The sequence below is a fragment of the Niallia nealsonii genome (assembly GCF_002835805.1).
GTDB classification, from domain to species: Bacteria; Bacillota; Bacilli; order Bacillales; family Cytobacillaceae; genus Niallia; species Niallia nealsonii.
In genome coordinates, this window is sequence record NZ_PISE01000044.1 from 35,932 (window position 1) to 48,726 (window position 12,795).

Annotated in this window: 14 protein-coding genes; all 14 read right to left on the bottom strand. The window is 35.6% G+C overall.

Annotation, left to right across the window (positions count from 1 at the left end; translation table 11 throughout):
- Positions 1 to 32: 32 nt before the first annotated feature.
- Positions 33 to 920: an SMP-30/gluconolactonase/LRE family protein gene (locus tag CWS01_RS17865; RefSeq protein ID WP_101178536.1), complete on the bottom strand. Its 888-nt coding sequence runs from the start codon at positions 918 to 920 to the stop codon at positions 33 to 35.
- A gap of 274 nt (positions 921 to 1,194) precedes the next feature.
- On the bottom strand, positions 1,195 to 1,653 hold the full coding sequence (locus CWS01_RS17870) for a flavodoxin (RefSeq protein ID WP_101178537.1): 459 nt from the start codon (positions 1,651 to 1,653) through the stop codon (positions 1,195 to 1,197).
- A gap of 18 nt (positions 1,654 to 1,671) precedes the next feature.
- Complete coding sequence (locus tag CWS01_RS17875) at positions 1,672 to 2,565, bottom strand: beta propeller repeat protein (RefSeq protein WP_101178538.1); 894 nt, start codon at positions 2,563 to 2,565, stop codon at positions 1,672 to 1,674.
- Positions 2,555 to 3,022 carry a flavodoxin gene (locus tag CWS01_RS17880; RefSeq protein ID WP_101178539.1) on the bottom strand — a complete coding sequence of 156 codons (468 nt, stop codon included), beginning with the start codon at positions 3,020 to 3,022 and terminating at the stop codon, positions 2,555 to 2,557. Before CWS01_RS17880 ends, CWS01_RS17875 begins: the two co-directional genes overlap by 11 nt.
- Before the next feature lie 138 nt (positions 3,023 to 3,160).
- On the bottom strand, positions 3,161 to 4,285 hold the full coding sequence (locus CWS01_RS17885) for a homocitrate synthase/isopropylmalate synthase family protein (protein ID WP_101178541.1): 1,125 nt from the start codon (positions 4,283 to 4,285) through the stop codon (positions 3,161 to 3,163).
- Positions 4,286 to 4,310: 25 nt separating this feature from the next.
- Positions 4,311 to 4,619 carry a hypothetical protein gene (locus CWS01_RS17890; RefSeq protein ID WP_101178543.1) on the bottom strand — a complete coding sequence of 103 codons (309 nt, stop codon included), beginning with the start codon at positions 4,617 to 4,619 and terminating at the stop codon, positions 4,311 to 4,313.
- Positions 4,619 to 4,945, bottom strand: coding sequence for a nitrogenase-stabilizing/protective protein NifW (locus CWS01_RS17895; protein WP_101178545.1), 327 nt, complete (start codon positions 4,943 to 4,945; stop codon positions 4,619 to 4,621). The genes CWS01_RS17890 and CWS01_RS17895 overlap by 1 nt, the downstream gene beginning before the upstream one ends.
- A complete protein-coding gene (locus CWS01_RS17900) occupies positions 4,938 to 5,711 on the bottom strand; it encodes a HesA/MoeB/ThiF family protein (RefSeq protein ID WP_101178547.1) in 774 nt (257 codons plus the stop codon). Before CWS01_RS17900 ends, CWS01_RS17895 begins: the two co-directional genes overlap by 8 nt.
- Positions 5,712 to 5,729: 18 nt before the next feature.
- A complete protein-coding gene (nifX, locus tag CWS01_RS17905; protein WP_235852106.1) occupies positions 5,730 to 6,125 on the bottom strand; it encodes a nitrogen fixation protein NifX in 396 nt (131 codons plus the stop codon).
- A gap of 14 nt (positions 6,126 to 6,139) precedes the next feature.
- Entirely contained in the window at positions 6,140 to 7,429 is a 1,290-nt protein-coding gene (gene nifN / locus CWS01_RS17910; protein WP_101178549.1) for a nitrogenase iron-molybdenum cofactor biosynthesis protein NifN, read from the bottom strand.
- Positions 7,430 to 7,432: 3 nt separating this feature from the next.
- Positions 7,433 to 8,776, bottom strand: coding sequence for a nitrogenase iron-molybdenum cofactor biosynthesis protein NifE (nifE, locus tag CWS01_RS17915; protein ID WP_101178602.1), 1,344 nt, complete (start codon positions 8,774 to 8,776; stop codon positions 7,433 to 7,435).
- A 99-nt stretch (positions 8,777 to 8,875) separates the two neighbouring features.
- Entirely contained in the window at positions 8,876 to 10,405 is a 1,530-nt protein-coding gene (nifK, locus tag CWS01_RS17920; protein WP_101178603.1) for a nitrogenase molybdenum-iron protein subunit beta, read from the bottom strand.
- 20 nt (positions 10,406 to 10,425) lie between these two features.
- Complete coding sequence (gene nifD, locus CWS01_RS17925; RefSeq protein ID WP_235852107.1) at positions 10,426 to 11,859, bottom strand: nitrogenase molybdenum-iron protein alpha chain; 1,434 nt, start codon at positions 11,857 to 11,859, stop codon at positions 10,426 to 10,428.
- Positions 11,860 to 11,892: 33 nt separating this feature from the next.
- On the bottom strand, positions 11,893 to 12,768 hold the full coding sequence (gene nifH, locus CWS01_RS17930) for a nitrogenase iron protein (protein WP_101178551.1): 876 nt from the start codon (positions 12,766 to 12,768) through the stop codon (positions 11,893 to 11,895).
- Between the last annotated feature and the right edge of the window lie 27 nt (positions 12,769 to 12,795).

The following is a 12,795-nucleotide window of genomic DNA, read 5'->3' on the forward strand; positions in this document are numbered from 1 at the left end:
CTAGAAAATAAAACTATTTTTCCCGCGTTTTCTTATATACTGTCTGCTACAAAAGCAGATTGCATACCTGCTACTTTTGTAGTTGCTTTAAATAATCCACCTGACAATGGATACTTCTCTAACTGCTCCTCACTCATACCTGTTCTTGCTGTTGTAATATACAACTCTTGCAAATTCCCCCCTCCAAACGTGCAAGATGTAACATTTAAAACTGGCAATTCGATATCTTCTAATTTCTTGTTTGTATTAGGATTCCACCTAGATACCTTCGAACCACCCCAATGTGCAATCCAAAGCATTCCCTCCTGATCTATCGTCATACCGTCAGGAAACCCTTCTTCATCAGAAAAATCAACTACTTCCACTGCTTTTCCTAATATAGCCGTATCAAGGGCGAACTCATAACGAAGTACCTTTTGTGTTGGTGTATCAATATAATACATATAGTTATTATTTTTATCCCATGCTAAACCGTTGGAAGTACTAATATTGTCTAATTTCTTAGTAAATTCTCCGTTCGTATCTAGACAATACAATGCTCCTTGTTCTTTCTCTTCCTTTTTGTTCATCGTACCAATCCAAAATCGGCCATATGCATCACATTTTCCGTCATTTGTTCGATTATCAGGCAAATTCCTCTCTATTTCTGTTATTAATTGAAGCTCTTCTGTTTGTTCTTGCAAATAAAACAAGCCCTTTTCCAGCGCCACAATTAGCTTATCCTTATTTAAAGTTGGAACAACGGCACTGACTTGTTGATCCAGTACTATTTCTTTATTTTCACCTGTTGTTGGGTTAAATGCACAAACTTTTTCCCCTTCAATATCCACCCAGTAAAGTATTCCGGTTCTCGCATCCCAACATGGACCTTCACCTAGCTCTGCCTTTGCATCTAATACTAATTCGATTTTTTCTGTCATTTTTCCACAACTCCCTTTCTTCTCCATATGATATTCATATTATTCACACTATATCCTCTACCATAAAAAGAAAAACCTCTTCATTAAATAATGAAGAGACAGAGTGTGGAAAAATTTCCAACGTGAAAATTCAGGCTGAATGAAAAATTATAACTACCGTAGGAATTCCCCTTTTCGAGGAGCAGCCTTACCCTTATTTAGGTAATGAGCATCGCAAAAAAGGGGAGTGGCAAAAAGAGCGAACGTTTTGCAGAGGCGAATCCTCTATTTGAACTTACACCTTATTGCTTATTTTTGCGCCTTTCAATGTTTCCTTGACATACTCGAAAATCTCCTCCTCCTCTTCTTTATCTGGAGCCATTTCTATTCGAAGAGGTTCTGCTACAACAATGGCTCCACGATTTATTAGAATCTCCTTTAAGCGATCTAGTGCTCCACAGAAGTGTTCATAACTTCTGTCACCTGATCCAAACAAAGCAAAATGCTTGCCGTCCCACCGCTCACCTTGTAAACCATCCACCATATCGAGACACTCCTCTGGAAAATCCCCCTCTCCCCATGTATACAATCCTAGATATACCAGATCATAATTCTTAACCTGCTCCATCGTATAGATATCCGGTATTTCCATTATGTCTGCTGAATAATTTTTCCTATGTAATCCTTCTACAATACAATCAGCAATTGCTTCTGTATTTCCAGACATAGTTGCATAAATAACAGCTATTTCCACAAAAATATCCCTCCCCTTTTAATGTATCTTTTTCGTATTATTTGATTTTAGTTGAATCCATTTACTTTCTTCGGAACCCGCGAACATTAAATCTTCATTTACATATACTCCCCCAAAACAATGACCTCGGATAGTATCAAAGGGAATCATTTCATTTTTTAAATAGTCGCCATAATAAACTCTTGAATATCCATATTTATCTTTACTAGAACAAGCAAATATTTTCCCTTCAGAAATGAATACATCTAAGAAGGCATGTTCATTTATCGTCTGTGCAAATTTCTTCCAATTAGAAAAGGTTTTTCCAATCCTTTTATTCACTTCCACACATCCGTTAAATGTTGAACAAGCTCCTTTTGCAATACAAATCATTTGTTTATCTATATAAATGGAAGATATCATTGTGGCGTTCTCTTCTTTGATCCTTATTAAACAGTTCGTATCTAGATTATATTCCCACAATCCCCCATTTTCTTTGTGGATTTGTGTTCCGATATAAACAGTATTTTCCTCTATAGCGAGCGAACGAATAATAGGCTTTTTTTTTAAATGTTGAAAGGGCTGTATCGTTCTCCATGTTTTTCCGTAATTTTCTGAAAAAAATAAATATGAACCAGCATGTGTCACTATCAGTCCATAATCATTTCCTGTAATTCCCCATAGCCTTTGTGAAGTTGGAAAAGCTGATTCTACCCAACTATCATTTTTTTGATTATATCGAATGATTTTTCCATGTTCCCCCACCCCAAATAAATAGTTGCCAATTACTTTAAAATGATAAATGGAGTAAGAAAGTGGATACTTTAGCTTCCATTCTCCATTGATAAAGGAATATATCCCTCTATCTTTTATCGAAAAAATAAAACAACCTGTTGATAAACTTACAACAGCAGTAGCACCTTTAGTAAACATCAGTTTCTTCCTTCAATTTAGCCCAATTATAAACAGAATGAGCAAATTGTTTACATTCCTCTACTGCTTCATCCGTATCAGGGCTTAGCTCTATTTTTAATAAATCGCTAAAAACATCTGCTCCTCTTTCTTTTAACCTATCAGCTATTAGTTCTATTGCCCTGCAAAATTCAGGATAATCTGTATCGCCTGATCCAAAACAAGCTGCAGGTACTCCTGCTAACATAATCGTTTCTAATTCCTCATAAAAATCTTCTATTTCATAAGGCAAATCTCCGTCGCCCCATGTATAGCTTCCTAATAAAAGTAAATTATATGTTGTCAGTGAAGAAACTGCTATTGTATCCATTTCCATTACCTCAACATGACAATTTTTCTCTTCTAATATTTCTTTAAGAATAAGCATAATTTCTTCTGTATTTCCGGACATACTGGCAAAACCTATCAATACCTTCATAAAAACACCTCTATAATGGAGAATTTATATTATTTATATAAAGACTATAAATGATAATGATTATCAATGTCAATGATTAACTTAACTTTTATTTTTTATAGGGGAACACAACAAAAAGGATGACAATTCGTCATCCTTTTATGCATGAAATCCTCCTATTAATTTCTTTAAATCGTCTACTTCTATTACTCGTTTCGTTTCACTTGTTACTTTTCTTACATAATCTATTAATTTTTTTCCTTGCTGTTTATCTATATTAATACCTTCTTGTTTAAGCAAATAGGCAATTGAACTGATACCTGAATGTTTTCCTACTATAAAGTGATGTGCTCTGCCTACTTCCTTTGGATCAAAGGTTTGATATGTTTCCAAATGTTTAAGCAAACCATCAACATGAATACCCGATTCATGTGTATAAACCATAGAACCAATAATTGCCTTATTATCAGGAATCTTTAAACCTGATGCATCACTAACTAATGCCGCTAATCTATGAAAATACTCTGTTTTTACATTTATTTTTCCATTATAAAGATGACGCCAGCCCATCGCCACTTCCTCTAAAGAAGCATTTCCAGCTCTTTCTCCTATGCCAATAATTGTCGTACTGGCCCATTTTGCACCAGCAAATAGAGCAGAAAGTGTATTTGCAGATGCCAATCCAAAATCATTATGACAATGAATTTCTAATTCTATATCTGCTGGGCATTCTTTAATTATTCTTTGAATATTTATCTGTGCCAACATCGGGTTAAGTACTGATACAGTATCTGCATATCGAAATCTTTTTACCCCTTCTCTATATAGACTATTTATTAGATCAATTAAAAAAGAGAGACTTGCTCGAGAAGCATCCTCAAAGCCCACAGAAACAAGCAAATCAAATACTTTTGCGTATGCTACTATATCTTGAATAAGCAATTTAATTTCATTTCTATTTAATCTTAATTTATGATATATATGAATATCAGAAATAGGTATCGAAATATGTACCCAATTTGCTCCTGCCTCCCTAGAAGCATCAATATCTTTTTTAACAGCACGATTCCAAGTTATTAATTGTATAGGCAAATTCATCTCCACTATTGAATAAATAACCTGCTGTTCTGCTTTTCCCATTGCCGGAGTTCCAATTTCCGCCTGCTCTATACCAGCCTTAGCCAATAATTTTGCTATTTGTCTTTTTTCTTCACTAGAAAAGTTTACTCCCGCTGCCTGCTCCCCATCTCTTAATGTAGTATCACAAAATTTAATATTGTCCACTTGCCTCCCCCTTTCTAGTTAATGTTTAAAAGCATACTGTTGAACAAGTAGAACAATCTGAGATAGATTTCATGATAAACAACCCTTTTTTTCCATCCTTTTCTGTATAAAAGATCATTTGTTCTTTTAATACTTCACTTGTTTTGAAATCCAAAAATATTTTTAATCCATTTTGAATAATCACTTCATCATCGGGAAATTGTTCTTTTTCCCAATATATTTGGTAGTGTATATTTTCTTCAATCGAAACCGCTATGATTCGAATACCTTGCATATTACAATTATTATCTATATATTCTAATAATTCTTTCGCTGCTTCCTCCGTAAATTGCATTACGACTTCTCAACTCCTTTGTTGCTTATTTGATCAAAAGCGTAAAAGGTTCCATTTCTTTCATAAAAGGTTGGAAAAAATTTTTGTCTTGCCGGAGATGGTTTTACAAATTCATGATATGCTCGAAATAATAATGCCCTTTGAATATTCCACACCTCTTTATCAGAAGAATCAGCATCAAAATAACCTTCTTTTTGCAGTAGATTTTGAAAAGTCTTCAGTATATGCATTCTAGAAAGATTTAATATTTCCAGATGATAGGGCACATGGTAATAATCAAAAAAATCTTCTGCATCATACAAATTTTGTAATGTTTTTTTAGGCATATGCTCCCTCCCCTTTATTTGCACAATGTTTACAAAATGGATTACGCTTTAAAGAAAATGCTGCAGATTGAAATTGCAATGAATCAAAATGATATAATTTATTGTAATATGGTTCGCCTATTCCTGTTAAAACTTTAATAACTTCCAATGCTGCCATACATCCAGCTATACCTGAAGTTGCGCCTAAAACGGGAAATCCAAAAGGCTTCCATTTTTTATCTCTCTCTGGGAAAATACAAGCTAAACAAGCTGTTTCATTAGGTTTTATTGTTGTAATTGAAATTTCAAACCCTGACATGGCTGCTTCTATCATCGGTTTGCCTATATCAACGCATAATTTATTTAATGCATATCTTTCAGGAAAATCGTAGCGTGCATCTACCACTATATCCGCTGCACTTACTAATGGATAAGAAGTTTCATAATGTATTCTTTGAGAATATGCTTCAATTTTCACTTCAGGATTAATTTTTTTTAAGCTTTCAACCGCGCATTGTACCCGTTCTTCGCCTATTTTTTTACTGTCCATTAAAATTTGTCTATTTAAATCTGGAAGAATAATATTTCCCTCATGCGCTATTATTAATTTCCCTATTCCTGCAGCAGCTAAATAGATGGCCGCTGTCCCACCTAAGCCACCGATACCGGCAATAAAAACAGCAGCATTTTTTAACTTTTGTTGCCCCTCTGTTCCTAAAAGTTTTAATTGTCTGCTGTATCGATTATATGCATCAATATTATTGTTTTCAGTAATTGAAGGACTCATCTGCCCCCTCCTCATCTATTAGCTTTGTAGATGCTCTTCCTCTTTTGTTCGGTCATTCATTGCTTTTACAAGCCAAAGCGGAGGATTAGTTTGAAGCATTTTTAAAAGCTTGTCTAACTGCTCTTTAATTAAGGTATCCTCTTTAACCTTAACCGGCATAATTTTATTTCTTGTGACACGTGCCGCAGCAGTTGGTCCTATTTGTGTTATAAATAATAGAGTACAATCGATTATAAGATTTAACCTTTCTTCTATTCGATCACTTTCATTATTATTTTCCTCGTTAATTATCACCCTTGTAGCAAGCTTTTCATATCTTCCTTTTGTAATTTCATATATATCAAATGCAGCGGAATAGCCAAAATGCGTATTTATTGACTCCCCATCTGCCGTTGAAAATGCCACCTTTATCACTTTTTCCACTTCCTTTACTTTAATAGGTTCCCTAATTTAATAATTGTTTCTGTAGTACCTCTATAGCCCACACTAGTTGCTAATGAATTTCCTAATTGATGAAAAATAGGGAATCCAGCAGGCATAAAAGGAATATTCATTCTAATTGCACCTTGCTCTCCATGAGAATTGCTAATCCACAAATCAGCACTTGTTGCCATTTTCTCTAAATCATCTAAATCTCCAATAGTAATTTCTTCATCTATCTTGGATAAAATATTGGTAGAAAATGATGTCACCAATCCATCAAATTTTAAACCTAATCCCTTGCATAAGGTAATAAATGAATAAAGATGGTCCGGTTCTAAAGCCAACACTACTTTCTTTCCTAAAAAATTAAAATGGGCATCTAATAAACAATCCATTAAGACGTTTCTTTCCCAATGATAAAATGGGGAAACAGACTGCTTGCTAATAGCCTGTAAAAAGGAAAAAAACTCATCATTTGCTTTCAGCCCAGATAAACTCGGAAATACTCGAAACGGTATTCCAGCACCTTCCTCCATCATTTTCGCAGCACCTTCCATGCTAGATCCTACTGCAATCGTATACTCTGAAAATACTAATTGCTTGGATTGGCTATAGGTTATTCCTCCTTGAGTTAGAGACGAGTATCCTAAAGCATAATTTCCGGCTAATGATGTAGATAAATCGGGTGCAGTTATGACGGTGAATCCAAAAGACTGAAGAATGCGTTTAATTTCCATTACATCCGCTGGCGTTAAATGAGAACCAGGAAAAAAATTGATTTGATTTTTTATTTTTTGATTCGAAATGCAATCCTTCTCCTTTTTTAACAATTGCCTTATCATTGCTTCAACAGTACGGCTATAGCCTGACTCCAAAGAACCTTCAAAGTCGGGCAATGAAACTGGGAAGATAAAGCAGCTACATTCTTTGTCCACCTCTTTTATATAGTTATTCAAATTTCCTATTAAGTCATCTCCAGCTGTTTCCGTTAATCCTGTACTTATTACGGCAACAATAGATGGCTTATGCTTTTCTAATACCTTATCCATTGCCTTGATCATGTTTTGTTCAGCACCAAAAATAATATTCATTTCTTGAAGAGCTGTAGTTTGAATGGCTATAGGCTCCTGATAATGCTGGGTCATTAACGCTTTTATAAATGCTGCACAACCTTGTGAACCATGTACAATGGGAATAGCCTGATAAAAACCTTGTAACGCCAATACTCCCCCTAATGTCTGGCTGACTTTTAATGGATTAATAGTCAATTCCTTATCTGTTTTATACGTAACCATCTCTTATCTCTCCTCCCATGGAGGCCGAAGTTTCACCATTTGCCAGACAGGATTCTCTAACGAATTAACTAATTGTTCCGCTAATTTTTTCAACCCTTTATATCCTGCATAAGCATCATGTCTTTCCTGATTAATATCAATAAATGGAATATGCTCTTTTAAAGCAACATACATATTACGACCACCAGCTATCATGATATCTCCTTGTTCTTTTCTAAAGGTCTGCAATATTTTTTTTGCCCCACCAGATTCTATTAATTCCACATCCTTACCTACACGTTCTCTTATTCTTGCAATATCTTCATTCGTACTTTTGTTTGTTCCGACTCCTACAACATCAATCCCTAGTTCTTGAAGTGCTGAAATAATGGACCAGCTTTTTACGCCGCCTGTATAAAGAACAGCACGTTTCCCTTTTAATTTTTTTCGATGGATTGAAATTTCCTGATCCAGCTTCTTTTCTTCTTGATTGGTAAAGGCATATACCCTGTCTATTAGCTCCTTATCATTTAATAGTCGAGCAATTGTTTGTAAAGATAATGTGGTTTCTTTCGCCCCATAAAAAGAACCTTCAAAATAAGGAATATCATATTTTTCTTCCATTTTTCTTGCCATATTAATCAAAGCTCTGCTGCATACTACCATATTAAGCTTAGCCCTATGCGCCCAGCGGACTTCATTAAACCTGCCATCACCTGTAATCTTAGATAAGATATTAATTCCTACTTGGTTCAATAGTTCTTTTATATCCCATATTTCCCCAGCGATATTATATTCACCAATTAAATTGATATCCCACTTTGATTCAAATGGCGGTACTGCTGTTCCAATCACATAATCTAATAATGCTTCTCCAGCAAGACGATTTCCTAAATTTTTACTTCCTACAAATCCAGGACTATTTACTGGAATAATAGAAATGCCTAGTTTTTCTGTTTCACTGCGGCAGATTGCATCAAGATCCACTCCAATTAATGCTGTAATGCAAGTCGAATAAACAAAAATTGCAGGTGGACTAAATCTATCTACTATTCCGCGGATAGCATCTCTTAATTGTTTCTCACCACCAAATATAATCTGCTGTTCATTTAAATCTGTGGTTAGCCCATAACGGTGTAGATTAGAACCTGAACTAAGACTTCCTCTGCCCTCCCAACTATTTCCTCCACAAGCAATGGGACCATGAATGAGATGTGCCGCATCTGCAATTGGCAATAAAGTAATTTGAGCTCCATCAAAGGAACAACCACCTGCCGCTTCTCCAGGCTTAGGCTTAGGCTTAGCACAGCCTTTATGGTTATTATTCTTTACACTATGTTCACATGCAGGCTCTTGCATTGCCTTCATTACATAATTCTCCACATCTCCACCGCCTTTTAAATCCATAGTCAGTGAAGAGATAACCCCCACACTGACTTAAACTTTTTTCATTTAAATTATTTTTGCTTATCTAACGGTATCAAAACTATGGTCTGGAGCTTCATCATCTAATTGTTGTAAAATAGTATTTACAATTAACGTTAATAAATTTAATGTTCCTTGATATCCAATAATCGGATATCGATGCATATGATGGCGATCAAAAATTGGGAAGCCAATACGAACTAACGGAATTCCAGCATCTTTTGCACAATATTTCATATGTGTACTTCCTATTGCAAAATCCACAGGTTCTGTTAATAATAAAGAACGCATATGCCATAAATCTTTGCCAACATGGATTTTCCCTTCCATTCCGTATGGACTTGTTTTCAAAAGTGTCTCCGCTTCTTCTGCGAAGTTCTTATCACCATTTGTGCAAACAATATGGACAGGCTCGATGCCAATCTCTAAACAAAACGATATAAGACCAAGCAATAAATCTGGATCCCCCGCCATTGCTACTCGTTTACCATGCAAATATGGATGAGAATCAGTTAATGCATCTACAACACGTCCACGCTCGTCCTTTAGCACTTGTGGAATTTGTTTTCCCGTCAACTCTTTAATGTTTTTTAGCAATTGGTCTGTATTTTTTATACCAAGAGGCGTGGACATCGTAATTGTATCTTGTTTCCATTTTTTATTAATATATTTAGTCACTTTCTTAGTAGAATACTTTTGAAGAAGAAGAGTACCATTAGCATTATGCGCCTGTGCTACATCCTCTAATTTAGTTCCTCCATAGTAATAATTGTATTCTCCATTAGCAGGTGAATCTAAATTGTCACCATGGTCTCCTAATAATGTATAATCTACATCCATTAACTCAAGTATTCTTTTTAATTCTGCAAAATTTCCTGTATAAGTATCAAAACCAGTAATAATATTTACTTTATCTGATGGTCTTTTATAAGATAGATTCCCGTTTTTTTCTGATAAATATGCTAGGATCGAACGGATCATAGAATCATAGCCTGTTATATGTGATCCTACAAAACTAGGAGTATTTGCAAACGGAACAGGAAATTCCTGGTCAATTGCCCCCTCGATACGTGCACTTTCTATAAAAGCACTTAAGTCATCTCCAATAACTTCTGCCATACAAGTAGTACTAACTGCTATCATTTTCGGTTTGTACAATGCCGTACTATTTTCTAGTCCCTCAATTAGATTTCTCATTCCTCCAAATACTGCACCATCTTCCGTCATAGAAGAAGAGACTGCAGGTACAGGTTCTTTAAAATGACGAGTAAAATGGCTTCGAAAATAGGCTACACAACCTTGTGAACCATGTACAAAGGGCAGAGTTCCTTCAAATCCCAATGAAGCAAGAACCGCGCCTAACGGTTGGCAAGCTTTGGCTGGATTAATGGTAGCTGCCTCCCGACTGAAGTTCTTTTCTTTATATTCTTCCGTTTTTAAAAGTTCCACCGTATCCTCTACCTCTTGTACAGAACACGCAGCCTCAAAGACTCTTTTTTCTTCAGCTTGCTTTTGATATTTTTCTGCTTGAAACAATGTATTATGGTCTTTAATATTTAATTTTTTTGTCATTCTTCCCCCTCCTTTTCCCCTTAAAATGGTAAATCCATTAAATTCCATACAGGACTGTTAATTGCAGTATCCATATCCTGTGCAAAAACTTTAAATCCATCAAAGCCATGATAAGGACCACTATAATCCCAGGAGTGCATTTGTCTGAAAGGTATACCTAATTTGTGATAAACATATTTTTCTTTAACACCTGCACCCATTAAATCAACATCCAGCTTGTCTGATAAAAACTCTACATCAAATGCACCTGGATCATCATATAGAACCGTACCTTCTTTTAACTCCACAATTGTTTTCTCATAGTCATCTTTATGTGCAAATTCATAACCGGTAGCAACAATTTCCATTCCAAGATCTTCATATGCCCCTATAGTATGCCTTGCACGCAGCCCCCCTATAATAAGCATTACTTTTTTCCCTTCTAAACGAGGGTGATATTTTTCAATAACTTCATCCATTTCATCTTTATATGCAGCAATCACTCTTTCTGCATTAGCTTGTATTGTTTCATCAAAATGAGCCGCAATTGCCCGCAAACTTTCAATTGTTTTCGTTGGACCAAAAAAATTATATTCCATCCAAGGAATTCCATATTCTTTTTCCATTGTTTTAGCCATATAGTTCATAGAACGATAGCAATGGATTAAATTAAGCTTAGATTTGTGCGTAATTCCTAATTCATTGATTGAGCCATCTCCGGACCACTGCGCAATTACTCGTAAACCTATCTCCTCTAGTAAAATACGAGATGCCCAAGCGTCCCCGCCAATATTATAATCCCCAATGATTGCTACATCATATGGACCAGCTTCTTCAAGCTCCCTAGTTCCCATAACATGGTCACGTATGGTATCATTAGCAATATGATGACCTAAAGACTGGCTTACTCCCCTGAATCCTTCGCAACGAACCGGTATTACAGGTACACCAAGCTCTTTGGTCATTTTTTTGCCAACAGCCTCTATATCATCTCCGATTAATCCTACCGGACACTCTGATTGAATAGAGATTCCTTTGGCTAACGGAAACATTTCTTTTACTTCTTTACATAAAGCCTCTAACTTTTTATCTCCCCCAAAGACGATATCTCTCTCTTGGAAATCGCTTGTTATTTGCATAACTGTAAAATTATTAACTCCTAAGGTACCAGTTGCATAATTTCTTCGTGTGCCCCAGCTATATTGTCCACATCCTACTGGACCGTGACTTATATGAATCATATCTTTAATTGGTCCCCATACAACCCCTTTTGATCCTGCATAAGCACAACCACGGATAGTCATAACACCTGGACGTGATTTTATATTCGATTTTACCGAGCATTTTCCACTTTCAATATTCTCTTCTTCTACTACTTGAAAATGTTTTTTCTTGAATTTTTTTGTTCTTTCAGGATAGACCTCCAGTAATTCTTCGAGCATTTTCTGTCTATCCGTAATTTCTTTTGTACTCAATGGAATTCACCTCGCTTTTTTAGAAATCATTATTTATTTTGCAGAAGCTTCTTTTTCTTCTAATTTTTTAATTTGTGTTTCGTCATCTTCAATAACTCCATATTCCATTAAGAGTTCTTCCAATTCTTCCATTTCAATTGGGGTTGGAACAGTCAACATTTTATTATTAAGGATTTTTTGTGCTAAAATCTCATATTCTTTCGCTTGTTCATCTTCTGGTTTATATTGAGCAACTGTCATCTTACGCAGCTCAGCATGTTGTACAACATTATTTCTTGGAACAAAATGGATCATTTGTGTATTTAAACGGCGAGCTAATTCTGAAATAAGTTCTGCTTCACGGTCGGTATTACGGCTATTGCAAATTAAGCCCCCTAAGCGAACACCGCCACTATTTGCATATTTTAAAATACCGCGGGCAATATTATTGGCAGCATACATGGCCATCATTTCACCTGAACATACAATGTAAATTTCTTGTGCTTTATTTTCACGGATTGGCATTGCGAACCCACCACAAACTACATCTCCTAATACATCATAAGAAACAAAATCTAATCCTTCATATGCCCCCTCTTCCTCCAAGAAGTTAATGGAAGTGATGATACCACGTCCTGCACATCCTACACCTGGCTCAGGTCCTCCAGATTCTACGCATAAAATATCTCCAAATCCTTTATCTAAAACATCATCTAATTCTAAATCCTCTACAGTTCCCATTTTTGCTGCAAGCTCTAACACTGTACTTTGTGCTTTTGTGTTTAAAATTAGGCGAGTAGAGTCAGCCTTTGGATCACATCCTACTATCATAATCTTTTGACCAAATTTAGTAGCAAGTTGCGCTAACGTATTTTGTGATGTAGTTGATTTACCAATTCCACCTTTTCCATAGAAAGCTATTTGACGCATTTTATTTCCCCCTCATAATATTAATTT

Bases quoted from the DNA above. Each gene is read 5' to 3' on its own strand.
- nifE (WP_101178602.1), bottom strand. From the start codon at position 8,776: ATGAAGGCAATGCAAGAGCCTGCATGTGAACATAGTGTAAAGAATAAT.
- CWS01_RS17895 (WP_101178545.1), bottom strand. From the start codon at position 4,945: ATGCCTAAAAAAACATTACAAAATTTGTATGATGCAGAAGATTTTTTT.
- CWS01_RS17900 (WP_101178547.1), bottom strand. From the start codon at position 5,711: ATGAGTCCTTCAATTACTGAAAACAATAATATTGATGCATATAATCGA.
- nifH (WP_101178551.1), bottom strand. From the start codon at position 12,768: ATGCGTCAAATAGCTTTCTATGGAAAAGGTGGAATTGGTAAATCAACT.
- CWS01_RS17880 (WP_101178539.1), bottom strand. From the start codon at position 3,022: ATGAAGGTATTGATAGGTTTTGCCAGTATGTCCGGAAATACAGAAGAA.
- CWS01_RS17865 (WP_101178536.1), bottom strand. From the start codon at position 920: ATGACAGAAAAAATCGAATTAGTATTAGATGCAAAGGCAGAGCTAGGT.
- CWS01_RS17875 (WP_101178538.1), bottom strand. From the start codon at position 2,565: ATGTTTACTAAAGGTGCTACTGCTGTTGTAAGTTTATCAACAGGTTGT.
- nifK (WP_101178603.1), bottom strand. From the start codon at position 10,405: ATGACAAAAAAATTAAATATTAAAGACCATAATACATTGTTTCAAGCA.
- CWS01_RS17890 (WP_101178543.1), bottom strand. From the start codon at position 4,619: ATGCAATTTACGGAGGAAGCAGCGAAAGAATTATTAGAATATATAGAT.
- nifN (WP_101178549.1), bottom strand. From the start codon at position 7,429: ATGGTTACGTATAAAACAGATAAGGAATTGACTATTAATCCATTAAAA.